This is a genomic window from Sphingomonas panni (genome assembly GCF_022664435.1).
Taxonomy (GTDB): domain Bacteria; phylum Pseudomonadota; class Alphaproteobacteria; order Sphingomonadales; family Sphingomonadaceae; genus Sphingomonas; species Sphingomonas panni.
In genome coordinates this window covers 183,862-209,549 of record NZ_JAKREU010000004.1, presented here as the reverse complement: position 1 = coordinate 209,549, position 25,688 = coordinate 183,862, and the positions used below count along the sequence as shown (strand labels likewise).

General features: G+C 67.2%; 19 protein-coding genes. 5 read left to right on the top strand and 14 right to left on the bottom strand.

Annotation, left to right across the window (positions count from 1 at the left end; translation table 11 throughout):
• Positions 1 to 44: 44 nt before the first annotated feature.
• The 13 genes from MF609_RS10095 to MF609_RS10035 all read right to left on the bottom strand — a co-directional run bounded on the left by MF609_RS10095 (position 45) and on the right by MF609_RS10035 (position 18,198).
• On the bottom strand, positions 45 to 1,106 hold the full coding sequence (locus MF609_RS10095; protein ID WP_242416188.1) for a LacI family DNA-binding transcriptional regulator: 1,062 nt from the start codon (positions 1,104 to 1,106) through the stop codon (positions 45 to 47).
• A complete protein-coding gene (locus tag MF609_RS10090; RefSeq protein WP_242416187.1) occupies positions 1,106 to 2,587 on the bottom strand; it encodes a tryptophan halogenase family protein in 1,482 nt (493 codons plus the stop codon). Before MF609_RS10090 ends, MF609_RS10095 begins: the two co-directional genes overlap by 1 nt.
• On the bottom strand, positions 2,584 to 3,591 hold the full coding sequence (locus tag MF609_RS10085; protein ID WP_242416186.1) for a cupin-like domain-containing protein: 1,008 nt from the start codon (positions 3,589 to 3,591) through the stop codon (positions 2,584 to 2,586). The genes MF609_RS10090 and MF609_RS10085 overlap by 4 nt, the downstream gene beginning before the upstream one ends.
• Positions 3,584 to 4,291 carry a SapC family protein gene (locus MF609_RS10080; RefSeq protein ID WP_242416185.1) on the bottom strand — a complete coding sequence of 236 codons (708 nt, stop codon included), beginning with the start codon at positions 4,289 to 4,291 and terminating at the stop codon, positions 3,584 to 3,586. The genes MF609_RS10085 and MF609_RS10080 overlap by 8 nt, the downstream gene beginning before the upstream one ends.
• The gene (locus tag MF609_RS10075; protein WP_242416184.1) at positions 4,284 to 5,819 is read right to left on the bottom strand and encodes a tryptophan halogenase family protein; all 1,536 of its coding nucleotides are present in this window, start codon (positions 5,817 to 5,819) and stop codon (positions 4,284 to 4,286) included. Before MF609_RS10075 ends, MF609_RS10080 begins: the two co-directional genes overlap by 8 nt.
• A gap of 70 nt (positions 5,820 to 5,889) precedes the next feature.
• Positions 5,890 to 8,898, bottom strand: coding sequence for a TonB-dependent receptor (locus MF609_RS10070; RefSeq protein WP_242416183.1), 3,009 nt, complete (start codon positions 8,896 to 8,898; stop codon positions 5,890 to 5,892).
• A 298-nt stretch (positions 8,899 to 9,196) separates the two neighbouring features.
• Positions 9,197 to 10,048: an archaetidylserine decarboxylase gene (asd, locus tag MF609_RS10065; RefSeq protein WP_242416182.1), complete on the bottom strand. Its 852-nt coding sequence runs from the start codon at positions 10,046 to 10,048 to the stop codon at positions 9,197 to 9,199.
• A gap of 115 nt (positions 10,049 to 10,163) precedes the next feature.
• Complete coding sequence (locus MF609_RS10060; protein ID WP_242416181.1) at positions 10,164 to 12,383, bottom strand: TonB-dependent siderophore receptor; 2,220 nt, start codon at positions 12,381 to 12,383, stop codon at positions 10,164 to 10,166.
• A gap of 386 nt (positions 12,384 to 12,769) precedes the next feature.
• Positions 12,770 to 13,264, bottom strand: coding sequence for an Lrp/AsnC family transcriptional regulator (locus tag MF609_RS10055; RefSeq protein ID WP_242416180.1), 495 nt, complete (start codon positions 13,262 to 13,264; stop codon positions 12,770 to 12,772).
• 41 nt (positions 13,265 to 13,305) lie between these two features.
• Positions 13,306 to 14,682 (bottom strand): aminotransferase class III-fold pyridoxal phosphate-dependent enzyme, encoded by a 1,377-nt coding sequence (locus MF609_RS10050; protein WP_242416179.1) that lies wholly within the window; start codon positions 14,680 to 14,682, stop codon positions 13,306 to 13,308.
• Positions 14,683 to 14,819: 137 nt separating this feature from the next.
• Positions 14,820 to 15,887, bottom strand: a complete 1,068-nt coding sequence (locus MF609_RS10045) for a tartrate dehydrogenase (RefSeq protein ID WP_242416178.1) — start codon at positions 15,885 to 15,887, stop codon at positions 14,820 to 14,822.
• Positions 15,884 to 17,350 (bottom strand): NAD-dependent succinate-semialdehyde dehydrogenase, encoded by a 1,467-nt coding sequence (locus MF609_RS10040; protein ID WP_277991164.1) that lies wholly within the window; start codon positions 17,348 to 17,350, stop codon positions 15,884 to 15,886. The genes MF609_RS10045 and MF609_RS10040 overlap by 4 nt, the downstream gene beginning before the upstream one ends.
• Positions 17,350 to 18,198, bottom strand: a complete 849-nt coding sequence (locus tag MF609_RS10035) for a GNAT family N-acetyltransferase (RefSeq protein WP_242416177.1) — start codon at positions 18,196 to 18,198, stop codon at positions 17,350 to 17,352. Before MF609_RS10035 ends, MF609_RS10040 begins: the two co-directional genes overlap by 1 nt.
• A 392-nt stretch (positions 18,199 to 18,590) precedes the next feature.
• On the opposite strand from MF609_RS10035, the gene MF609_RS10030 reads away from it, so the two are divergent.
• Genes MF609_RS10030 through MF609_RS10010 form a run of 5 tightly spaced genes read left to right on the top strand, consistent with a single transcriptional unit; the run spans position 18,591 to position 24,931 of the window.
• Positions 18,591 to 19,871: an NAD(P)/FAD-dependent oxidoreductase gene (locus MF609_RS10030; RefSeq protein WP_242416176.1), complete on the top strand. Its 1,281-nt coding sequence runs from the start codon at positions 18,591 to 18,593 to the stop codon at positions 19,869 to 19,871.
• The gene (locus tag MF609_RS10025; protein ID WP_242416175.1) at positions 19,868 to 21,394 is read left to right on the top strand and encodes an ABC transporter substrate-binding protein; all 1,527 of its coding nucleotides are present in this window, start codon (positions 19,868 to 19,870) and stop codon (positions 21,392 to 21,394) included. Before MF609_RS10030 ends, MF609_RS10025 begins: the two co-directional genes overlap by 4 nt.
• Positions 21,391 to 22,350 (top strand): ABC transporter permease, encoded by a 960-nt coding sequence (locus tag MF609_RS10020; RefSeq protein ID WP_242416174.1) that lies wholly within the window; start codon positions 21,391 to 21,393, stop codon positions 22,348 to 22,350. Before MF609_RS10025 ends, MF609_RS10020 begins: the two co-directional genes overlap by 4 nt.
• Before the next feature lie 5 nt (positions 22,351 to 22,355).
• On the top strand, positions 22,356 to 23,144 hold the full coding sequence (locus MF609_RS10015) for an ABC transporter permease (RefSeq protein ID WP_242416317.1): 789 nt from the start codon (positions 22,356 to 22,358) through the stop codon (positions 23,142 to 23,144).
• A complete protein-coding gene (locus tag MF609_RS10010; RefSeq protein WP_242416173.1) occupies positions 23,141 to 24,931 on the top strand; it encodes an ABC transporter ATP-binding protein in 1,791 nt (596 codons plus the stop codon). The genes MF609_RS10015 and MF609_RS10010 overlap by 4 nt, the downstream gene beginning before the upstream one ends.
• 58 nt (positions 24,932 to 24,989) lie before the next feature.
• On the opposite strand, the gene MF609_RS10005 is transcribed toward MF609_RS10010, so the two are convergent.
• Positions 24,990 to 25,688, bottom strand: coding sequence for a cupin domain-containing protein (locus MF609_RS10005; RefSeq protein ID WP_242416172.1), 699 nt, complete (start codon positions 25,686 to 25,688; stop codon positions 24,990 to 24,992).

The window sequence follows — 25,688 nt, the reverse complement described above, 5'->3', positions numbered from 1 at the left end:
ATGCCGGATTCCCGAACCCCGTTCGGGAGGACCGTGCCGCCGGCTTACCCCCGATTACGCTCCGGCGGCGGGGCGGTCGATGCGCGCAGCGTCAGTTCGGCGGCGACCGATTGCGGCTCGGCAGGCTGCCCGCCATCGGCCTGCTCGGCGATGATCCGCTCGACCGCCAGCGCGGCGACCGCGGCGATCGGCTGCGTCACTGCGGTCAGCGGCGGCTGGGCGAAGCGGACGATCGGCGTGTCGTCGAAGCTGATGATCGACAGGTCGTCGGGCACCGACACCCCCCGCTCGCGCGCGAGTTCGAGCGTGGCGATCGCCATCTGGTCGCTGCTGGCGATGATCGCGGTCGGCGGGTCGCCCGCCGCCAGCAGGGCAGCCGCCGCCGCCCGCCCCGATTCATAGTCGAACTGGCCCGGTGCCAGCAGGTCGTCGGCCAATCCCGCGTCCGCCAGCGCCGCGCGCCACCCGGTCACGCGCCAGCCGCTGAGTTCGTAATCGCTGGCCCCGGCGATAAAGCCGATCCGGCGATGGCCGAGCGCGATCAGATGCTCGGTCGCGCGGCGCGCGGCGTCCTCGTCGCCCATGGTCAGCGAGAATCCCGGCCCCGGCGTCAGCGACCCGATCCGCGCGATGCTGATCCCCTGCCGTTCGAGCAGGTCGAGGATGGCCGGGTCCTGCGAATGCGGCGGGGTCAGGATGACGCCATCGGGCCGCAGCGCACCGATCGCGCTCAACAGTTCGCGCTCGATATGATCGCTATGCGTGTCGACCAGTTCGAGGATCAGGCGATAGCCGTGCCGCCCGCAGGTCAGCATCCCGCCCAGCAGCATCTGGTCGACCCAGTCGGTGCCTTCGCGATTCTGCCAGCCGGCGATGGTGCGGTCGCGGTCGTTCAGCGACAGGATCAGGCGCGACTTCGACCCGCCCATGCGCTGCGCCGCGATCAGGGGGACATAGCCCAGGCGGTTGATCGAGCTGCGTACCCGCTCCGCCATTTCGGGGCGGACATTGGGTTCGTTGTTGATGACGCGGCTGACCGTCTGCAACGACACGCCGGCATCGGCCGCGACATGCTTGATCGTCACCGCCTGACGACGGCGTGGCATCAGGGACGATCCGCAGGGCAGTAGCGCGCGACATAATCGCCATGCGGCGGCATCGTCGCGATGGTGTCGGCCACCTGCCGCCGGATCATCGACAACAGCCGGTCGAGTTCGCCGTCGCTCAGCTTGCCGGCGATCGGATGATGCCCCTCCGGTACGATCCCCTGCCCCATCATCACCTGCACCCAGCTATTCTCGCCGAACAATTCCTCGTTCCGGCGGAATACCCGTCCGCTCTGGCGGAACAAGTCGATTTTCTGTTGCAGGCTGTCGGGCACGTCCATCGCCGCGCATTGCCGCCAGAACGGGGAATCGCGGCGGTCGGTGACCTTGTAGTGCAGGATCAGGAAGTCGCGAATCTGCTCCATGTCCTGCAATTGCTGGTCGTTGAACTCCGCCACGTCGGCCGGCTTCACACCCCCTTGCGGGAACAGGCGGAGCAGGCGCAGCACGGCGCGCTGGATCAGGTGGATGCTGGTCGATTCCAGCGGCTCCATGAAACCACCCGACAGGCCGATGGCGAGGCAGTTGCGATGCCACTGTTTCCGCCGCGCGCCGGTCGTGAAGCGCAGGAAATTCGGCTCGGTCCGCACCGCCCCCTCGACATTGCCGAGCAGCCGGTCGAGCGCGGCGTCGCGCTCCAGATAGCGGCTGCAATAGACGATGCCGTTGCCGACCCGGTGCTGCAGCGGGATGCGCCATTGCCACCCCGCATCATGCGCCATCGCGCGGGTATAGGGCAAAGGCGGGCCGACGCTCTCCGTCTGCACCGCGATCGCCGCGTCGCAGGGAAGCCAATGGGTCCAGTCGTCATAGCCGGCGTGCAGCGCCCCTTCGATCAACAGCGCGCGAAAGCCGGTACAGTCGAGGAACAGGTCGCCCTCCACCCGCCGATCGCCGTCGAGCGTCAGCGCGGCGATGTCGCCGGTCTCGCCGTTCAGCTCGACTCGGGCGATCCGCCCCTCGATCCGCTTTGTGCCGTCACGCTCGGCCATGGTGCGCAGGAATTGGGCGTACCGGCCGGAATCGAGCTGATAGGCATAGTTGGTCGCGTCGTTCGGCAGATGCGCGAACCTGCCCTGCAACGCCGCGACCAGTTCGGTGCAATAATCGTCATAGGGCTGGTCGTGCCCACGCGTGCGCCCGTTCAGCCAGTAATGCTGAAACCCCGCCGCCCAGTGATCGCGCCCTGTGGTGCCGAACGAATGGAAATAGCGGCTGTCGGGGGTGTGCCAGCCATCGAACAGGATACCCAGTTTGAAGGTTGCGGCGGTCGCGGCCATGAACTCGGCCTCGTTGATGCCGAGCAGCCGATTATAGGTGACGAGCGGCGGGATGGTCGACTCACCGACGCCGACCGTGCCGATCGCTTCGGATTCGACCAAAGTCACCTCGACCATGGCACCCATCGTCCGGGCGATGGCGGCGGCGGCCATCCATCCGGCGGTGCCGCCGCCGGCGATCACGACACGGGTGACGCTCATTTCGCCAGCTGCCGCAGCAGGAAGTTGCGCAGCCGCCCGGCGCTCTCGGCGGTCAGCGGGTCGAGCACGCCCCGCCCGCCCTCCGGGATATGCGCGGTCACCGCGTCGTCATTGGTAAAGACATAATGGTCGAACACCGCGCGCCAATGCGCCTTCTGATCGTCGGGCAGGTCACGGATGGCAAGGATCGCATGGTGCAGCGCGTCCTGCGGCTGGCCCAGCCAGCGCGGCTGATCACGCCACCAATAGTTGACCAGGATGTTGAACGGCGCCAGCCCCTCGACATGATGCCACCACAAAGACGGGATGTGGATCGCATCGCCGGGGCCGAGTTCGGCGACCTGCGCATGGGCCAGCGCCTCGGCGAAGCGCGGATGGCGATCGACGTCGGGCGCGCTGAAATCGACCATCGAAACCGCCCGTCCGGCCGGCGTGTTGTCGAGCGGCCCGAGGTGGAGATTGGCGAACTGGTCGGGCGGGAACAGCGTGAAGCGCCGCCGCCCCGCCGCGACACAGGCGAGGTTCGCCGGCAGGTCGTTATGCGCGGCGATACGGGTGCGCGTACCGATCCAGATGCTGGCCAGCGGTTCGCGCGTGCCGAGGTCGACGCGGTTGGCTTCATCCAGCCCTTCGAAAAATCCTCGCATGTCGATCGAGGCGAGATAGATCGGACGTGGATCGGCGGATTGTTCGACCCGACCCATTTCGCCAAGGATGTCGGGCAACTTGGCACGGACGGTCGCGAAGTTCATCGCCATCGCTTCGTCGTAGAACAGCCGCCCGCCGCTACCCGACTGGCCGACCGATACGGTGAAGGGGATGTCGCGGTGATGCCGCACCAGATAGTCGCGTGCCGCCTGCGACGACTGCTGCGCCGCCTGTACCAGCGGCCAGTCGGACACCAGCCCGCGCACCACGAACGGCGCGTTGGCTTCGCAAAGCAGCCGGTCGAGCGTGGCGGCGTCGGCCGCCTCGACCTCGGCGATGGGGGGCAGATCAGCCATGCCGGTTCTTGCGCGCGATCAAAGCCGGCAGGTTCGCCAGCGACGCGATCGCCATATAGATCGGCAGCAGATGCCCGTCGGCATTCAGTCGGCCGAGCGTCGCGGCATCCAGTTCGGCGACCCGTTCCTCGGCGATGGTGTCGAACCCGACCAGCCGATTGGTCGATCCGTCATCCAGCGTCACTTCCAGGGTGAACGGTTCGAGCAGGCCGTAGCGATCGAGCGCCTCCAGGAACGCGGCCGATCCGCGATAGCCGGCGTCGAGCGCCCCCAGCCGTTCGAGGATCACGTCGAGATAGGGCGACGGCCGCCCTTCCCGATCGAAGATGCGGACACCGTCGTCGGTCGAGATGCGCGGGCTGGCGAGGTCGATCACCGCCTTGGGCGTCGCGTCGGCACCCGGCGCGCCGCCGATCAGGAACGGCTGGATATCGATCGACAGCGGGAGATAGGGTGCGTCCCAGCGGCCATCGGCGAGGAACAGATTCTCGCCCGCATCGAACCCGAACAGGGCGAGCGCGACGAAGCCGTCGCGTTCGCGGTTCTGCCGGAACAGGATCGGGTAGCTTCCCTGCACCTGCCGGAACTCGTCGGGCACGATCAGCGCGGTCATCACCCCGTCGCCCAGTTCGACCGATCGTTCGCGGCGGACCCGCAGGTCGCGGTGCGCGGCGACGTTCAGCAGTTGATGGTCAGACATGGGCAATCCCGGCAGGAGGGGTCAGCGCGCGCAGACAGGCGCGGTTGGTCGGCAGGCTGGCGGCGAGCGTACGGGCGCGCTGCCGCATCTGATGCAGGGTGGCCTCCGCACCGGGCACGGCACGCAACGGTCCGGGCGGCGGCGGTGAAAACCCCATGCCGTACAGCACATATTGGTGGCTGGCGGCCGGGAACACTTCGTCGGCGTAGGCGAAGTCGGCCGGCGATGGCGGTTGCGTCCGCCACAATTCCAGCCGTTCGTGCAGCGACGCGGGCCAACTCGCCGGGTCGCGATGCGCCTGCCAATAGGGGGCGCCGCGTTCGCTCGGCACATAATGCAGCTTGAGGAAATCGACGATCCGGTCCCAGCGATAGCGGAACAGCGCGTTGAACCGCCGGGCATGGTGCGCCATCGCACTCCGGTCCGCCGGAAAACCGTCCAGCAGGGCATCGATCGACAATTCGATCAGGACGATCGCCGATGCTTCGAGCGGTTCGAGGAAACCGGCGGACAGGCCGATGGCGAGGCAATTGCCCTGCCAGAACCGCTCGCGATGGGCGGAGCGGAACCGAAGCTGCCGGAACGACAGGCTGTCGGGATCGATGCCCGGCGCGGTGCGCGCCAGATAGCCACGCAGCGTCGCCGCCGCCGCATCGTCGCTCAGAAAGGTGGACGCATAGACGCAGCCGATCCCGCGCCGGCTCGGCAGGCCGATGTCCCAAATCCAGCCGGCATCGTGCGCAGTCGCATTGGTCTGCGACGCGATCGGGCTGTCGGGGGCGACAGGCACCTGCACCGCCAGCGCCCGGTCGTTGAACAGGATCGGCGTGCGGTCGACCGTCCCGACCCCCAAATGACCGCCGATCAGCAACCCGGCATGTCCGGTGCAGTCGAGAAACAGGTCGCCCGCGATCCGCCCGGAATCGCGCGTGACGACAGCGGCGATATCGCCATTCTCCGCCGCCTCGACCGCGGTCACATGGTCGCGGACATGGGCGACGCCCAGCCGGTTGCAGGCGGTCTGGCGCAGCAGTTCGGCGAACTTGCCGGCGTCGAGGTGGTAGCCATAGTTGAGCGCCCCGGCATAGGGCGGCATCGCCGGCTGGCGCGGGGCGAGATCATCGGCACAGACCGCCGGTTGTGCGCAGACGGCTTCGGCGAAACGCCCTGCCGTCCATGCCCGCATCAGATCGGCCGCAGGCAGGTCGGCGGGCGCGGTGAAGGGATGGTAATAGATGTCATTGGGCGCGCCGCTACGCCATCCGTCGAAGCGCGATCCCTGTTTGAACGACGCATCCGCCGCTTGCAGGAAGACCGCCTCATCGATCCCGATGCGTGCCAGCGTGCCGCGCATCGTCGGCCACGTCCCCTCGCCCACGCCGATCGTCGCGACATCGGGGGATTCGACCAGGGTAACCGACAAGGGGGCATCGGCGGACGGGTCGGCCGCAGCGGCGATGCGACACGCCGCCAGCCAGCCGGCGGTCCCCCCGCCGACGACCACGATCCGTCTCACCCGCTGCGTCACGCGATACTGGTCCCGTATTCGGTGGCCGGGCGGCACATTGCCATGCGCCGCCCCGCCCCTTCCCGTGCGATCAGAAGGTGAAGCGCACGCCGCCGGTATAGCGCGCGAAGCCCGGCTGCGCGAACGTCACGAAGTTTTCGTTGCGGCGATGGCCGCGACGCCCTTCGCCGGTCAGGTTGATCGCTTCGGCGAACAGCGTCAGCCCCTGGCGGAACTCGTAGCTGACGCTGGCATCGATCTGGCCGTACGCTTCGACATAGGTCGGGTTCGGGTTGCCCCCGGCGTAGAATTTGTCACGCCAGTTATACGCGACACGCCCCTGCAGCCCGGCCTTGTCATAGAACAGCACCGCATTGGCGCTGTCGCTCAACCCTGCCAGCGCAAACTGGCCGATATTGGGATCGAGCGCGTTGTTGAACTTCGCGTCGCCGCGCACGATCGTATAGTTCAGGATCGTGCCGAAGCCGGTGTTCCAGAAGCTGTGCTGGATCGCGAATTCGAACCCGTCCAGCGTTGCCGTCTGGTCCGAATTGAACGGCGTGCCGACCCGGAAGTCGACCAGCCCGTCCTCCGGTAACCCGAGGATACGGCCGGTATAATAGCCGTTCACATCGAGGATCGGCTGACCCGCCGCATTACGGGCGACCTCCACGCCCTGGGTGAAGTTGCGCAGGATATAGTCGCGGATGCGCCCGGTATCGGTGGTGCCGCCCAGCGCCGCCTGTGCCGCGCGGAAGCGGGGACCATCGGCCGGATCGCGCAGGTCGAACGCCGAACGCTGCACTTCCTGCGAATTGATGAAGTTGCTGACCTTCTTGCGGAAATAGCCGGCCGACACATAGCTGGTCGGGGCGTAATACCATTCCGCCGACACATCGATATTCTTCGACAGGAACGGCACCAGGTTCGGATTGCCCTGCAAGCCGCCGCCGCCGGCGATGCCGAACTGGCGGTTCAGCGTCAGGCCACCCTGCAGGCTGTTATAGTCCGCGCGGGTGATGGTGTGGCTGTAGGATGCACGCAGCTTGACGTTGTCGAGCGCTTCGATGTCGAAATCGATCGCCGGCAACCAGTTGTCGTAGCTGCCCTTGCTGGTCAGGAAGTTGCTCTGTGCAGAATAGAGGACGTTGAACTCGCCCTGCGCGACCCAGGCGGTCCCGATGGGGATCGGGGTCAGCGACGACGAGCTGACCGTCGTCTGGTCATAGCGGACGCCCGCGATCAGGTGCGAACGGCGGCCGAGCAGGTCGAAGGTGTTGTTGACCTGAACGAACGGCGAGATCGTCTTTTCGGTGATGCGGCGATCGGCCTCGAACGGGGCCAGGCAGTTGCCGTCGCCGCCGCAGATGCCGAACTTCTGGTCGAGCAGGTCGACCATCCGTTCGAAATCGAACTTGTAATAGGCCGGGATGATCCCGTCCTTCGCGCCGCTGACGCCGCGGAACTTGTCGGGCAGCGACACGCGGGTGAACAGGTCGTCGGGCAGGTCCGCCGGGGTGCCGACGCCGCCCCAGGTATCGTTCTGCACGAAACCATAGGCCGAGCGGACCTTGTTGTTGACGTAGGAGAATCCGAAGTCGATCGAATCGAGGAAGTCGCCGTCATGGTCGTAATGACCGTTCAGCTGCACCTGATTGATCTCGTCGCGGAAATACGCGTTGCGGAACGAATTGCCGGTCGCGTTGATGTTCGCGGGGTTCAGCGCGTCGATCCCCGGCTGCATCACATAGGAGATGACCGGCAGGTCCTTGGTGAAGTCCACCGTCTGCGACGCGACGCCGAAGATCGCCGAGCCGACCGAGGTGCTCGAGCCGAAGCGGTTCGTCGGCTTCGATTCCGCGGTCGAATGATGCGCGTCGAGCGTCACGGTGACGCCGCCCGGCGCCTCCCACTTCAGGTTACCGCCCAGCGACTTGTTCTCGCTGACGTTCGCGGTCAGCGATCCGCTGTACGACAGGTCCTTACCCGGGCCGAATCGTTCGGTGTAGAAGACCGGGCCGGCGGCGGGGCCATCGGTCCATTCGCTCGACGTGTCGCCGAAGTTGAACCAGATGCCGACGCTGCTGTCGCGTGCCTCCACCTTGTTGCGCGAATAGGTGAAGTCGACCGTCGCGGTCAGCGATTCGACCGGGCGGTACTGCAGCACGACCTGCCCGTTGATCCGTTCACGACGAATGTCGGTCAGGTTGTAGGCCGCGCTCTGCGGAACTTCGTAGACGTCGGTCGGACCCGGACGGTTGATGACGTTCGGCCCTTCGGCGCCCAGCGTCCCCCAGTCATTCTCGGTGCCGAGGAACGAGTTGCCGAACCCGACCGATCCGGTGTTCACGCTGGCGTTGCGCTTCTGATAGCTGCCCGACACCAGGAACCCGAACTGGTCGTCGCTGCCGAAGGTGCTGCTGAACACGCCCGACAGTTCCGGCGTGATCTGATCCTTGCCGTTCTGCGAGGTGTCGATCATGCCCTTGGCCGCGACCGATCCGCGGATGCCGGGACGGTCGAGCGGACGCGGCGTCTTGATGTTGATCGTCGAGCCGATGCCGCCCGACGGCACGGCGGCTCGGCCAGTCTTGTAGACCTCGACCCCGGCGATGCCTTCCGATGCGATGTTGGCGAAGTCGTACGAACGCGAGGCCGGCGCGCTGGCCCCGTCGCCCAGCGTCGAGGTCGGCAGCTGGCGGCCGTTCAGCACGACGAGGTTATATTCGGGACCGAAGCCGCGCACGGTGACGGTCGAGCCTTCGCCGTTCTGGCGGTCGATCGAGACGCCCGTGATGCGCTGGAGCGATTCGGCGAGGTTGGTGTCGGGGAACTTGCCGATATCCTCGGCGCTGATCGCGTCGACCACGCCCTGCGCGTTGCGCTTGATGTTCAGCGCGTCGCGAAGGCTGGCGCGGATACCGGTGACGAGGATTTCGTCGCCCTCGCCTTCCATGGCGGCGGTCGCGCCCTGTCCATCGGCGGCGATGGGCGTTGCGGTCGGGTCCTGCGCGAACGCGGGTGCCGATACGGCGGCCAGAGCGCCGGCCGATGCTCCGATCATCCAACGCGAAACGGTGCGAGTGGCGGTGCCACGCATGTCTTTCCTCCCCTTTAAGCCTGCGCATCCCTAATTGTGCGCATATTGATAACGTTCACTCAAACAGGGGGTGGAACGAGTCAAGTCAAACGCAAGGATTCATGTGAACATTCTCAAAGGTGATGCCGGAAGGCCACGTTGACCGCGTTGTCAGACGGTTAGCCCATCCGGGCGTCGTGCGAATCGTGGACAGGTCCGACGTAAACCGCTCGTCCGGCGAGACCGAGGATGCCCGTAAACGCTCCGCGTTACGCGAGGCGGCATGAGCCGACGTCGCGCAACCTGGAAACCGCTGACGTCAGTTCGGCCGGTCGCCCATCCGCTCACCCAGCCGCACGGTGCGCTCCGGCACCCAGTCGGGCGTGAAGGCGATGCGGTCGCGTTCGAACAGCATCACGACGGTCGACCCCAGCAGGAAGCGGCCCATCTCCTCCCCCTTGGCAAGGGTGATATCGCGATCGGCATAGTGCCATTCCGTCAGTTTGCCGGTGCGCTTCGCGTTGACGACGCCATGCCACGGGGTGACGATGCTGCCGACGATGGTCGCCCCCACCAGTACCATCACGAACTGGCCATGTTCGGCGGAATCGAACACGCACACCGCGCGCTCGTTGCGGGCGAACAGGTTCGGCACGCCGCGCGCGGTGACCGGGTTCACCGAAAACAGCGCGCCCGGCACATGGATCATCCGCAGCAGCCGTCCCGTGCAGGGCATGTGCAGCCGGTGATAATCCTTGGGACTGAGATAGAGATTGGCGAAGCTGCCATGGCGGAACCGTTCGGCCAGCGCGGCATCGCCGCCGACCAGATCGGTCGTGGTGAAGCGATGCCCCTTCGCCTGCACCATATGGTGATCGTCGATCGCCCCCAGCTGGCTGATCGCGCCATCGACCGGGCAGATGAAATCCGCCGTCGCCATCGGCCGGACCCCGGCCTTTAGCGGGCGGGTGAAGAAGTCGTTGAAGCTGGCATAGCTGGCGATATCCGGGTTCGCCGCCTCGCCCATGTCGACGCCGTAGCGGGCGACGAACCAGCGGATCAGCCGCGTGGTCAGCGCGCCGCCCCGCGCCCCTGCGACCCGACCGGCAAGGACGGTCAGCCCCTGCTTGGGCAGTATGTGCTGGAGCATCACCTTCAGGGTATCGGACATCAACTTCTCAACGAAAACGGGCGGATAATCACCCTTGTACGGGGATTATCCGCCACGTCGATCCTTTCGGATCGCGGCCGCCCCCTCCGACGGGGAGGAGGCAGCCGCCGGTCGATCAGTAGGAATAGCCGAGGCGCACCATGAACTGCCGCGGCGCGCCGGGCAGCGTCCACAGCCGCGAATAGGAGCTGGGGAAGTAATCGACGTCGAACAGGTTGGTGACCTCGCCCGAGATGCGCAACCGGTCGCTCGCCTCGAACGCCACCGTCACGCGGGTCAGCGTATAGGCGGGCAGGTAATAGAAGCTGCCATTGCCGAAGCGGAAACCGGTCTCGCCCAGCCGCTTGCCGACATAATTGACGCCGGCCCCCAACGTCAGGCGCTGGTCGCCGATATCGAAGTCCTTGAACACCAAGGCACTGCCGCTGTTCTTGGCGATGTTGAGCAGCGGATCGCCCTCGCGCAGGCCGAACCCGAAATTCGGATCGAGCGCGTCCTGCGCGACTTCGGCATCGATATAGGCATAGTTCAGCTGGACCCGGAACCCGGCGGGCAGGTTGCCCGACAGTTCGGCCTCGACGCCCTTGCTGCGCGCCTTGCCGACCGCCAGCGAGAAGTTGGCATTGATCGGGTCGGCGGTCAGCACGTTGTTCTTGGTCGTCTTGAAGGCGGCGAGCGTACCGGTCAGCCGGTTGCGGAACAGCGAAACCTTGGTGCCCGCTTCGTATGAGACGGTGCGTTCCGGCTCGAACGCATTGTTGTTGGCATCGGTGCCGTTGTTCGGGCGGAAACCGCGGCCGTAATTGGCGTAGATCGAGACATGGTCGCCGAACACATAGGTCGCGCCGACCGACGGGCTGAACGCCGTCTTGGACTGCATCGTCCGGCGCTTCGCGATGCGATCGTCGACAATCTGTTCGAACTGGTCGTAGCGGCCACCGAACCGGACCTTCAGCGCATCGGTCAGGTCGACCTGATCCTGCAGATACACGCCATAGCTGTTCTGCCGCTCCAGATAGCTCTGGAACACGCCGGGCGTCGGCAGCTTGCCATAGACGGGTTCGAAGATGTTGATCCGGTTGCCCGCGACCAGATTGCCGGCGGTCTGCGACGCGACGGCAGGCGGGCGATAGCGGTTCTGGATCACGTCGAGCGCGTAATCGTCCCAGTCCGCGCCGATAATCATGTGATGCCCGACCGGACCGGTCGCGAACTCGCCGCTCAATTCGCCGCGGAAGGTCAGGTCGGTCGTCGAATAGTCGCGATCGCGGCGCTGGCGCGACAGCGTCGTGCCGTCGGTATAGAGCCGCTGACGACCGGCCGCGAGTTCCGCCTCGGTCGACACGCCGCGGAAGAAGGTGTCACGATAGCCGACGCCCAGCACCAGCGACCAGTCGGGGCTGAAGTCATGCTGCAGCTGCGCCTGATGCCCCATGGCGCGGACATGGACCGGGCCGTCGCCGGGTTCACCGAAGAAACGGGTCTTGGGGACCAGCTTCAGGTCGCCGGTCGGGGCGATGATGCCGCGGTCGAACACCACCTTCTGGTCGATGAATTCGAATTCATAGCTGATCGAGCTGTCCTGCCCGAGCTTGGCGAGGAACGACGGGGTGACGGTCACCTTCTCGCTCGACCCGAAGTCGCGGAAGCTGTCGGCCGATTCCGCCGCGCCGGTCACGCGTACTGCGACCCGGTCCGACAGCGGCACGTTGATGTCGCCTTCGCTGCGGAAATTCTTGTAGCTGCCCGCCGACAGGATCGCGCCGCCGTGCAGGAGGAAGCCCGGCTTCTTGGTAATGATGTTGACGGTACAGCCCGGTTCGCCGCGCCCGAAGAGCGAGGAGTTGGGACCTTTCAGTACCTGTACCTGCTGCACGTTGGACGTGTCGCGCGCGCCGCCATAGCCGCGCGCGGCGTTGAAGCCGTTGACCAGATAATTGCTGCCCGCGCCTTCGTCGCCGCTGAACCCGCGACAGGCGAACACGTCGAACAGCCCGCCGAAGTTGTTCTGCCGCGCGATGCCGGTCGCGAAGTCAAGCGCATTGTCGAGCCGGGTGATTCCGGCATCCTTCAGCGTCTCCATCGACAAAACCTGGATGCTCTGCGGCACCTCGATCGTCGGCACATTCGCGACATATTGCTGGCGGACGCCCTGAACGACGATCTCGGACTGCTGGGCATCGCCGGCCTGCGCATCCGCTGTGGGATCAGCCGTCGGGTCGATCGCCCCGCCTGCGACCTCCATCGCCACCGGCACGGTCTGTGCCCCGGCACCGGCAGCGGCCGTGACGGCCAGCCCGGCGACACTCAACGATAGCAGATGTCGGTAGCGCATAGGATCCCCCAAGAATGTAAAGGTTGTCGCGTCGCCCTCTGTCGAACGGCGTCCTGGCCTTCGTTCCGGTCGCTCTCGACCGGCGGGTCCATGTGACGCCCTCTCTGCGGTGGATGCATGATGGGGGGTGGCCGGAAGCATTTTATTGCGAAGCCATGACAGGATCGGAACGAAATGCGGATTTGCGCGTGTCGGACCGACACGATCTTGCCGGACGGCCTTGCCGATGGTCCGCCGCGTCGGACGGCACAGGACGGGCGCAACGGACGCCAGTCCCGTCGTCGGAGCGGCAACGCGTTCAGGCCGGCAGGACGCCGGTCGCGAACGTCTTCGGTGAAAGGGAAAAATGACGGCGGGCGACCCGGCCCGCCCGCCCCGCTACGGCGTCAGCCGCGATCCTCGAACAGGGTCTCGATCGGGTCGTACCGCTTCACGATCGGCGATTTCAGCACGATGTAGCTGAAATATTTCTCGATCCCGAAATCGCTGTCGAGAATCGACTCGATCAGTTCCTGATATTGCGACACGTTGCGCGTGATGAACTTGATGAGATAGTCGTATCCGCCGCTTACCAGATGGCATTCGACGATTTCCGGCACGTTGCGCGCGCGCTGTTCGAACCGGGAAAAGTCGCCGGTGCGGTGATCCTTCAACGTGACTTCGGTAAAGACGGTCAGCGTCTCACCCAGCTTGGCGAGCGCGACATGCGCGCCATAGCCGGTGATATAGCCGGCCTTTTCCAGCCGCTTCACGCGCGACAGGCACGGGCTGGGCGACAGGCCGACGGCATCGGCCAGATCGACATTGGTGATCCGCCCGTTGCGCTGCAGTTGCGCCAGGATGCGGAAGTCCAGTCGATCCAGTTTCGGCGCTGACGTCATGGCGGCGGCCCTACCCCTTCCTTCCCCGTGCGCACAAACGATTATCGCAGTGCGGCACGCACGTCCGGCTGCGCGGCGACATCATCCAACGTGGCGGTCAGCCGCGCAAGCAATGTCGCCATGTCCTCCTCGTCGCAGCTGATCGCCGGAGCAAGGCCCACCGTGCCATCGGCAAAGGCGCGGAAGATGATGCCGTTGGCATATCCGGTGCGCGACAGGCGGTCGGGCAGACCCAGCGCAGGATCGAACCGCGCCTTGGTCGCCTTGTCCGCGACCAGTTCGATCCCGGCGAGCATCCCGGCCTGTCGCACGTCGCCGACCAGCGGATGGTCGGCAATCTTGGCCAGCCCGGCCGCCAGTTGCGGCGTGCGTGCGATGCCGTTGGCCATGATGCCACCCTCGTACAGATCCAGCACGGCCAGGCCGACGGCTGCTGCCACCGGATGCCCGGAATAGGTCGCGCCATGTCCGATCGGCAGGTGATTGTCGGGACCATCGGCGATGCCGGCATAGATCTCCGCCGACATCAGCACTGCACCCATCGGCACATAGCCGGCGGTCAGCCCCTTCGCCAACGTCATCAGGTCGGGTGTAACGCCTTCATGCTCGCACGCGAACATCGGGCCGGTCCGGCCGAAGCCGGTAATGACCTCATCGACGACCAGCAGGATGCCGAGCTCGGTGCAGGTGGTGCGCATCGCTGCCAGCCAGCCACGCGGCGGCACGATCACGCCGGCCGACCCCTGCACCGGTTCGGCAAAGAAGGCCGCGACATTGTCCGCACCCAGTTCGGCGACCTTGTCCTTCAGCGCGGCGACGCTGGCGGCGATCACCGCCTGCGGATCGTCGCCGACCGCATGGCGATAGGGATAGGGTGCCGGAATATGATGCTGCCAGCTGTGCGGCAGATCGAACAACCGGTGGAACGCCGGCAGGCCGGTGATGCCCGCGCCGTTCGACGACGATCCGTGATAGCCCTTGTCGAGCGCAATCACGTGCTTCTTGGTCGGCCGCCCCTGGGCATTCCAGTAGTTGACGATGAAGCGCAGCGCGGAATCGACCGAATCCGACCCCCCTTGGGTGAAATAGACCCGCTCCAGCCCCCTGGGCGCGAGGCCCGCCAGCCGCTCGGCCAGCCGGATCGCGGGTTCGCTGGCATAGGAGAAATAGCCGGTGGCATAGGGTAGCCGCCGCATCTGTTCGGCGGCGGCTTCCACCACGCTGTCATGGCCATAGCCGATATTGACGCACCACAGCCCGGCAAAGGCGTCGAGCAGGCGATTGCCCTCGCTGTCGGTCAGGTACATGCCCAGCCCATGGGTCAGCACGGTCGCGCCGCGCGCCTCATGCCCGCGCCACGCCGACACCGGGTGGATGAGGTGGCGACGATCCGCCTCGATCAGCGAATTGGAAAACATGACACGCCCTGTCTGCTGGTGATGCCGCTATCGTAGCGGCGACGGGCGGCGGGGAAGCATGATGCCATCCCGATCGGCCGCCCCAAGCTGCCGAACTTTACGGCCGAGCAGCAGATTATGCCGCACGGCCGCTCGCGCTATCCGATGGCGGCGGCGACCGCCTTGCCGCATTGTTCGGTATCGGCAGACCCTTTGAGGTCGCGGGTGCGGCCGGTATCGCTGGCCAGCACGGTCTCGATCGCCTTCACGATCGACGCGGCGGCGGCATGTTCGCCGAAATGGTCGAGCATCATCGCCGCGCACCATATCTGGCCGGCAGGATTGGCGATCCCCTGCCCCGCGATATCGGGCGCGGAGCCGTGGACCGGTTCGAACAGCGACGGCACGCTGCGGTCGGGGTTGATGTTGCCACACGGTGCGATGCCGATCGTGCCGGTGCAGGCCGGCCCCAGGTCGGACAGGATGTCGCCGAACAGGTTGGAGGCGACCACCACGTCGAACCGGTCGGGGTTCATGACGAACTGCGCGGCCAGAATATCGATGTGGTATTTGTCGGTCCGCACGTCCGGGTAGTTCTTCGCCATCTCGGCAACCCGGCCGTCCCACCATGGCATGGTGATCGCGATGCCGTTCGACTTGGTGGCCGAGGTCAGGTGCCGGGCGGGCCGTTTCTGCGCGAGGTCGAAGGCATAGCGCAGGATGCGATCGGTGCCGGTGCGGGTCATAATCGTTTCCTGCAGCACCACCTCGCGGTCGGTGCCGGGAAAGGCGGTGCCGCCGATGGCGGAATATTCGCCCTCGGTATTTTCCCGCACGATCATCATGTCGATATCGCCCGGCTGCCGACCGGCCAGCGGGCACGGCACGCCCGGCATAAGCCGTGCGGGCCGCAGGTTGACATATTGGTCGTATTCCCGCCGGAACTGGATCAGCGAATCCCACAGCGAGATATGATCGGGCACCGTGTCGGGCCAGCCGACCGCGCCGAAGAAGATCGCATCGACATTGCCGATCCGCGCCTTCCAATCCTCCGGCATCATCCGGCCGTGGCGGAGATAATAGTCGCAGGAGGCGAAATCATGCCATTGCTGCTCGACGGTGAAGCCGAACGCCGATGCCGCGGCCTCCAGCGCGCGGATACCCTCGGGCACCACTTCCTTGCCGATCCCGTCGCCGGGGATCACCGCGATCCGATATTTTGTCACAGGCCCTGCAATCCCCCCCAATGGAACGCCTTCGTTTCCAGATATTCCTCGATGCCCTCGCGCCCGCCTTCGCGGCCGAGGCCCGATGCCTTGATCCCGCCGAACGGGGCCATCTCCATCGCCAGCGCGCCGGTGTTCAGCCCGACCATGCCGAATTCCAGCGCCTCGCCCACCCGCCACGCTCGGTGCAGGTCGTCGGTGTAGAAATAGCTGGCGAGACCGAACGGCGTGGCGTTCGCAAGCGCGACCGCCTCCGCCTCGTCGCGAAAGCGGAAGACCGGGGCGACGGGGCCGAAGGTTTCCTCCGACGCCAGCCGCATCCCGGCGGTCGCACCGGTCAGCACCACCGGTCGTGCGAAGCGCGCGTCGTCCGGCGCACCGTCCGGCGCGGCGGCGATCCGTGCACCCTGCCCAAGCGCATCGGCGACATGCTCGGCCACCTTGGTCGTGGCGGCGGCGTTGATGAGCGGACCGATGGTCACCCCCTCCGCCCGGCCGTCGCCAACCCGGAGCGCACGCACCGCCTCGCCCAGCTTCGCGACGAAGCGGTCATGGATGCCGTCCTGCACCAGCAGGCGGTTGGCACAGACGCAGGTCTGTCCGGCGTTGCGGAATTTCGACACCATCGCGCCGGCCACCGCCGCATCGACATCGGCATCGTCGAACACGATGAACGGCGCATTGCCGCCGAGTTCGAGGCTCAGGCGCTTCAGCGTATCCGCCGATTGCCGCATCAGCAGCGACCCGACCCGGGTCGATCCGGTGAAGGACAGTTTGCGCACCACCGGCGATGCGGTCAGCGTCTCGCCGATCGCCTGCGGCAGGCCGGTGACGATGTTCACGACCCCGGCCGGCATCCCGGCCTGCTGCGCCAGCTTGCCGATCGCCAGCGCGGTATAGGGGGTCAGCTCCGACGGCTTGATGACCACGGTGCAGCCGGCCGCCAGCGCCGGCGCGACCTTGCGGGTGATCATCGCCGCCGGAAAATTCCACGGCGTGATCGCGGCGCACACCCCGACCGGCTCGCGCGTCACCAGCACGCGACGGTCGGCGGTCGGTGCGGGGATAGTGTGGCCGGCAACCCGCCGCCCCTCACCCGCGAACCATTTCACGAAGCTGGCGGCATAGGCGATTTCGCCCTTCGCCTCGGCCAGCGGCTTGCCCTGTTCGGCAGTCATGATCGCGGCCAGCGCATCGGCATGGTCGAGAATCAGCCGGTGCCACGCCTCCAGGAGGTTGGCGCGATCATCGGCGGTGCGCCGTCGCCATCCGGGCAGTGCGGCGGCGGCGGCGGCGATCGCCGCCTCGGTATCCGCCGCGCCCGCCGCCGGGATCGTCCCGATCGTCTCTCCGGTGGCGGGATCGGTGACGTCGAGCGTCGCACCGTCCGCCGCGCCGGTCCACGCCCCGTCGATCAGCATGGTTTCGACCAGCAGCCCGGTCGCGCGCAGGTCGATGTGCATCAGCACAGCGCCTGGCTGACGATGGCGAAGCCGGTGCCCGGCGCGGTGGCGGGCGGTTCTTCTCCGCGCACCATCGTCACCACCCGTCCGACCCGGACCAGCCCCAGCTCCTCCAGCCACGAGCCCAACCCGCTATTGCCATGGATGTCGAGCCGGATGAATTCGCCGCTGCGCGACCCGATCCACTGCGCGATCAGTGCCTTGGCGCGGGTCGCATCGGGCGCGATCACCGGCCCCACGACATAGCCGCGCCCGAACCGGCGGAACAGCGCCACGCCGGTGATATCGTCGCCATGGGTCAGCATGACGCCGTGCGCCTTTTCGCGCAGCAGTGCCATAACCGGCGGACGGTCCAGCCCCGTCGCGCCGAGGACCAGCGCGTCGACGGCTTCCCCGTCGCGGTCCCCCATCGGCCGGATGCGCTCGCCCGCCTCCAACGGTACCAGTGGCGCCTGAAAGGCGGCACCTTGATGCTGGAGGATTTCGCCGACCCCGCGAAAGCCGAGCTTGCGATAGAGCGGAAGCCCCTCCTCGGTCGCGTTCAGCATGATCGCGGCATTGGGGCCAAGCTCGGCCGTAATCTGTTCCAGCACCGCGTCCATCACGATCCGGCCGATGCCCGCGCCCCGGTGACGGCGGGAGACGATGACCATGCCGAGCGTCGCGGTAGCCGGCCCCGCGCGCCACCACATCGTCGTACCGACGATCTCGCCTGCCAGGTCGGCAACCGTCCCGGTCCCGACCGCCAGCATGTCGGCCAGATCCTCCGGCCGGTGCGGCCATTGTTCCGCCTTGGCCAATGCGTGCAGCGCGCCGATGTCATCAGGCGTCATGGGACGCAGGCGCATCGTGCGGGCCTCGGTCCCGGCGGGGGGCGTAACAACACTCGTCGGCATGGTCTGGCGTTCCATCGAAATCCTCTCAACCCATTCTACCGTTCGATATGGCGCAGGAGGTGCCGCACCCGATGGCCGGAGACGGCATTCGCGCCCGATTTACCGGTCGACGCAGAATATCCTGCTGTTGTGGCAACCGGGCCATTTGCCGTTCCCCCTTCGCAGGACACCCCTGCGGCCCGCCCTCAATCGACCCAGACACGGTATGCTGTGCGGTCATTCGGGGACGGATCGGCACATATGACCGGCGGATGACACAACTAAAGCGAGACGATGCCGACGCCGCGTAGCATTCTATGCTGCATCGGGACGGTCAGACGCCCGGGGGGACACGAAACCGCATCATGATGCTCGAATCCTATTGGCTCGATAGCGGCGAACGCTTTGCGCAGGACGGGACGGCCCCGCTTCCTGCACGCGCCAGCGTCGTGGTCGTCGGCGGCGGCTTCACCGGCCTTGCCGCCGCGCGCCAGCTGGCGATGGCCGGAACCGACGTCGTGGTGATCGAGGCGGGTCGCATCGCGGGCGAGGCATCGGGACGCAATGGCGGCCAGTGCAACAACGGCATCGCCGGGGATTTCGCCGCGCTCTCCAACCGTTTCGGCTGCGAACGGGCGACGGCGATGTACCGCGCCTTCGACACCGGCGTCGACCGGGTCGAAGCGATCGTGGCGGAGGAAGCGATCGACTGCGACTTCACCCGCAACGGCAAGCTCAAGCTGGCCGACAAGCCCGAACATGTCGCCAAGCTCGCCCGCGCCGCCGACCTGCTGTCGAAGACGGTCGAACCGGACATCCGCCTGCTCGACCGGGATCAACTGGCCGGCGAAATCCGGTCGGACGCGTTCCACGGCGGGCTGGTCTTCCCGCGCAGCGCCTCGCTGCATATGGGCCGCTTCGCCGCCGGGCTGGCGCGGGCGGCGGTGCGGCATGGGGCCAGCCTGCACGAACAGACGCCGCTGACCGGACATAGCCGCATGGTGGACGGCCGGCACAAGCTGGTCACCCCGCGCGGCACGATCGTGGCGGATGCGGTACTGCTGGCGACGGGCGCATCGATGCGCGGGCCGTTCGGCTGGCTGCGGCGGCGGATCGTGCCGATCGGCAGCTTCATCATCGCGACCGAGCCGCTGGGCGACCTGGCGAACCGGATCATGCCGGGCCGGCGCAACGGGACGACCACGCGCAACATCGGCAATTATTTCCGCCTGACCGCCGACAATCGCCTGATCTTCGGCGGTCGCGCCCGCTTCGCCCTGTCCAGCCCGCGCAACGACATGCGCGGCGGCGAGGTGTTGCAGGCGCGGATGCTGGAAATCTTCCCCGAACTGGCCGGCGTCCGCATCGCGCACAACTGGGGCGGGGTCGTCGACCTGACCGCCGACCGCCTGCCCCGCGCCGGGGTCCGCGACGGGGTTCATTACACCATGGGCTATAGCGGTCACGGCACGCAGATATCAGTGCTGATGGGCGAGGTCATGGCCCGGATCATGACCGGCGCCGACCCGGTCGAGGCCAATCCGTTCCACGGCATCGACTGGCCCGCCGTGCCGGGGCATTTCGGACCGCCGTGGTTCCTGCCGTTCGTCGGTGCCTATTACCGCTATCAGGACTGGCGGCATTGATCGGGCGGCGCGATGCGATCCGCCTGATCGGCGGCGGCGGGCTTTCGCTCGGGCTGGGTGCGTGCGGCTTCACCCCGGCGCGGCCCGAGCCGGAGGGCGGCCGGTTGCGGGTCGCGGTGGCGGTCAGCTCGACCGCCGACACGATGGACCCGGCGCGCCAGACGGTAGTGTCGGATTTCTGCCGCTGCGCGATGGTCTATGACGGGCTGACCCGGCTGGATGCCCGGTCCCGCCCGCAGCCGGCGCTGGCGGAGGCGATCGAGAGCCAGGATGCGCGCGACTGGTCGGTCCGGCTGCGGCGCGGGGTGCGCTTTCACGACGGAACGCCGCTGACGGTCGCCGATGTGGTCTATTCGCTCAACCGCCATCTCGACCCGGCGGTCGGATCGAAGGCCCGCGTATTCGCCGACCAGTTCGCCTCGGTCCGCGCCGATGGGCCGGATCATGTGCGCATCGTCCTGAAAAGCCCGAATTCCGACCTGCCGACGATCCTCGGCATCCCGCAGTTCCAGATCGTCCGCGACGGCACCCGCGACTTCAGCCAGCCGATCGGCACCGGGCCGATGCGCATGGTCGAATTCATGCCGGGCGTACAATCGATCGCGGCGCGCTGGGGCGATTACTGGCGGCGCAAGGTGCGGCTGGGCGAGGTCGAGCTGTTCGCCATTTCCGACGACAGCGCACGAATCAACGCGTTGCTGTCGGGCGATGTCGACCTGATCCATGCGATCAACCCGCGCATCGCCCGCCACCTCACCGCCGCCGGCTTCGACCTGCTGGTGACCAAATCGGGCGGCTATACCAACCTGATCGCGCGGATGGATCAGACGCCGACGAACAATCCCGATTTCGTGGCGGGACTGAAGTTGCTGCTTGACCGGGAGACGATGCGCAACGCCATCTTCCGCGGCTATGCGACGATCGGCAACGATCAGCCGATCGCACCGACCAACCCCTATTTCGACCCGAGCGTGCAGCAACGCCCCTTCGATCCCGACCGTGCGCGCCATCATTTCGAGCGCGCCGGAATGATCGGCGCGCGCCTGCCCATCGTCACTTCGACGGCGGCCGACAAGTCGGACGACATGGCGGTCCTGATCCAGAATGCCGGGCGTCGCGCGGGCGTCCATTTCGACATTCGCCGCGTGCCGGCGGACGGCTATTGGACCAACAGCTGGATGAAGGTGCCGCTCGGCTTCGGCAACATCAACCCGCGCCCGACCGCCGACATCATTTTTACCCAGTTCTTCGCCTCCAACGCACCGTGGAACGAAAGCGCGTGGAAGAACCCGCGCTTCGACAGGCTGCTGGTCGAGGCGCGCGGCGAAACGGACGAGGCACGCCGCAAGTCGCTGTACGGCGAGATGCAGCATCTGGTGCATGACCATTCGGGCATCGGCATCCCGCTGTTCCTCAGCCTGCTCGACGCGCACAGCCCCCGGCTGAAGGGGCTGCAACCCATGCCGCAGGGGGGATTGATGGGGTTCGATTTCGCCGCCGACGCATGGCTGGAGGGCGCATGACCGTCCCTCCCCTGCTCCTGCTGATCGGCCGCCGGGTCGGGGCGGCGCTCATCACGCTGGTCTGCGTCTCGCTCGCGGTGTTCGCCATCGCGCAGCTGATGGAAGGCGACGTGGCCGAGGCGATCCTGGGCCAGAGCGCCACGCCGGAGGCACTGGCCGGCCTGCGCAAGGCGATGCACCTCGATCAGCCTGCCTGGGAACGCTATGTCGACTGGGCGGGCGGCGTGCTGACCGGCGACCTCGGCCGGTCGCTCATTACCGGGCTGCCGATGCGGGAGATGATCGGCGCGCGGCTGGGCAATTCGCTGACGCTGGCCGGGCTGACCGCCCTGGTGTCCGTGCCGCTGGCGCTGACGCTCGGCATCGTCGCGGCGGTCAAGCGGGGCACGCGGTTCGACCGGGCGATCAGCATCGCGACGATCGGCATCGTGTCGGTCCCCGAATTCCTGATCGCGACGCTGGCGGTCATGCTGTTCGCGGTCACGCTGCGCTGGCTGCCGGCGCTGTCGTCGACGCGCGACATTCATTCGGGCTGGGACATGGTGCGCGTGTTCGCGCTGCCGGTGTTCAGCCTCGCCTGTTTCGTGATGGCGCAGATGGTGCGGATGACCCGCGCGGCGGTGATCGACGCGCTCGACACCTCCTATTGCGAGGCCGCGCGGCTGAAGGGCTGTTCGCCCGCCCGCGTGGTGCTGCGCCATGCGCTGCCCAATGCCATCGGGCCGATCGCCAATGCGATCGCGCTCAGCCTGTCGACCTTGCTGGGGGGCGTCATCGTGGTCGAGATCATCTTCAACTATCCCGGCGTCGCGCGACTGATGGTCGACGCGGTCGCCACCCGCGACCTGCCGCTGGTACAGGCGGTCGCGATCATCTTCTGCACCGCGTACCTGATCCTGGTCACGACCGCCGACATCGTCGCGATCCTGTCCAACCCACGACTGCGCCACCGGTGAAGGCGATGGCGCTCAGCGGCCGGATCGGCCTTTCGCTGGTGGTGGCGTGGATCGTCGTCGCGCTGCTCGGCCCCAGCGTCGCACCGCATGGCGTCGGCGATGTCGTCAATCTCGACGTGTTCGATCCGGTCAGTGCCCGCTTCCCGCTCGGCACCGACTATCTCGGCCGCGACATGCTCAGCCGCGTGCTGTACGGCGCGCGCTACACCGTCCTGATCGCCTTCGTCGCGACGAGCATTGCGGCGGTGTCGGGCATCCTGCTGGGCCTCGCCGCAGCGGCCGGCGGGTGGGTCGACATCGCCCTGTCGCGCACGTTCGATATTGTGATCGCGATCCCCAGCCTGATGCTGGCGCTGGTGGTGATCGCGGCGACCGGCGCGTCGATCCCGGTGCTGATCGGGACGCTGGCGGTGATCTATACGCCCGGCGCGTTCCGTACCGCCCGCGCGCTGGCGATGGGGGTGATGGCGCTGGATTTCGTCGCCGCCGCCCGCGCGCGTGGCGAGCGCCTGCCCTATGTCGTGGTGCGCGAGGTGCTGCCCAACGTTACCGGGCCGCTGGCCGCCGATTTCGGCCTCCGCTTCGTCTTCGTCGTCCTGCTGCTCAGCGGCCTGTCGTTCCTGGGTCTGGGCGTCCAGCCGCCGGATGCCGATCTGGGCGCGCTGGTCCGCGAGAATATCGCCGGCCTCGGTTTCGGTGCGCCGGCAGTGCTGTTCCCGGCGGTGGCGATCGCTTCCCTCACGATCGGAATGAATCTGGTGATCGACTCCCTTCCCGGACGGCGGCGGCGATGACCGGCGCACCGCTTGCCCGTATCGAGCATCTGCGCATCACCGCCACTGGCGAGGACGGGCGCGAGATCGTCATCGTGCCCGACGTCAGCCTGTCGGTCGCCAAGGGCGAGGTGCTGGCCCTGATCGGCGAGTCCGGGTCGGGCAAGACGACGATCGCGCTGGCGCTGCTCGGCTATGCCCGGCCGGGATGCCGGATCACGGGCGGCACGATCGAGGTCGCGGGCCAGCGGCTCGACGGCGCTACGCCCGAGCAGCTGCGTCAGGTGCGCGGTCGGACCGTCGCCTATGTCGCGCAAAGCGCCGCCGCTGCGTTCAATCCGTCGCTGACGATCATGGCGCAGGTCATCGAACCGGCGCTGATCCACGGCACGCTCGACCGTGTCGCTGCGGAGGAAAAGGCGAAGGCGCTGTTCCGCCGCCTCGCTCTGCCCGATCCCGAGGGGGTCGGCGCGCGCTATCCGCATCAGGTGTCGGGCGGGCAGCTCCAGCGATTGATGGCGGCGATGGCGCTCATCACCGATCCGGCGCTGGTGATCTTCGACGAACCGACCACCGCATTGGACGTGACGACCCAGATCGAGGTGCTGAAGGCGTTCAAGGACGCGGTGCGCGATCTGGGTACCACGGCCGTCTACGTCACGCACGACCTGTCGGTCGTCGCGCAGATCGCCGACCGGATCGCGGTGCTACGCGGTGGCGAGGTGCAGGAACTGGGCACGACGCCGCAAATCCTGTTCACGCCGAAGCATCCCTATGCGCGGGCGCTGGTCGCCGCCGCCGCACCGCGTTCGCCCGCCATCGCTCCGCCCGGCGACGATGCGCCGCTGCTCGACATGTGGGGCATCGTTGCGGGCTATGGCGGGATCGGGCCGGACGGCGGCCCCCGTACGCGAATCCTCGACGGGATCGACGTTTCGATCCGCCGGGGGCAGGTGCTGGGCGTGATCGGTGAATCCGGCTGCGGCAAGAGTACGCTGGCGCGCGTCGCTGCCGGGCTGCACGCGCCGTCGTCCGGGCGTATCCTGCTGAACGGCAATCCGCTGGCCCCGCTGGTCCGCCACCGGTCGCGCGACGAACTGCGCCGGGTGCAGATGGTGTTTCAGAGCGCCGATACCGCACTCAATCCGTCGGTCAGCATCGGTGCCGCCATCGCCCGCCCCCTCGCCTTCTACCACGGCATGGACCGGCGCTCGGCGCGAGCGGAGGTGACCCGCCTGCTCGACCTCGTCCGCCTGCCCGCGGCGCTGGCCGACCGGCTGCCCGGCGAATTGTCGGGCGGACAGAAGCAGCGCGCCAACCTCGCCCGCGCATTGGCGGCGCGGCCCGACCTGCTGCTGTGCGACGAGGTGACCTCGGCGCTCGACCCGGTGGTGGCGGAGGCGGTGCTCGACCTGCTGATCGAGCTGCGCCGCGAACTCGGTCTCGCCTATATGTTCATCACCCACGACCTGGAGATCGTGCGCGCGATCGCCGACGATGTGCTGGTCCTCTATGCCGGGCGCGTCGCCGAAGAGGTGACGCGCGACGGCCTGCGCCACGGCGCGCACCATCCTTATACCCGGCTGCTGACCGCGTCGGTCCCCGAACTGCGGCCGGGCTGGCTGGAGGAGACGCCCGCGCGCGAAGCCGGGGCGACCGGCGCGCGGATGTCGGCGACCGGTTGCAGCTTCCACCCGCGCTGCATCCATGCGCAGCCCGTCTGCCGCGAATCGATGCCACCGCGCCTGCTGGAGGATGACCGGCAGATCTTCTGCCATCGGTCGCTCGACCTGCTGGCGATCCCTTGAACGACAAAGGGGCGATACCGCTGCCGGTATCGCCCCTTCACCGGATCAGGCGACGGGATCAGGCGACTGCCGGCCGCCAGATCGCATAGACCTTCTTCACATGTTCCTGGCTGTCCCACGAACATTGCGCGGCATGTTCGAGCAGGAAGATGTCGCCCTTGCGGAACGTGCGGCTGGCCCCCGCCTCGTCCTCAAACGTCACGCTGCCGTCGAGCAGATGCATCAGTTCATGATGGCGATAGCGCATCGCGGTGCGGTGATAGGGCGTCGAATCCCACGTCCCGCAGATGAATACCCCGTCGCTCGACAGATAGTCGGTATGGTTGCGGCACGCCGGCGTCGGCCCGACCAGCAGCTCGGCAAGCGGCGGATTGGAGGGGGTGAGTTCGGCGCTCTCGTCGATCGGCACGATCCGGTCGGCGGCGGGCGTGTCGATGACATAGCGCATCGCCAGCGCGCGGGTGCCGGGTGCGGCCTGCCAGTCGAACGCGACGCCGCGCGGGATCACCGCGCACGCATCCGCCGCCAGCGTGACCTCACCCAGTTGCAGCGACCCCGCCAGGACGATGACGAACTCGTCGCCCGGCAGGCCACCGTCCGACCCGACCCCGCCGTCGAGCGCGAGCAGGTCGACGCTGCACGGCCCCTCGGCCAGCGGCAATGCCGTGCGCGCGGTGCGATAGTCGCCGGCCGCCGGCACCTTCGCCGATGCGGCAAAATCTCGCAGGTCGATGAACGACCGCACGTCGCTTGCCAC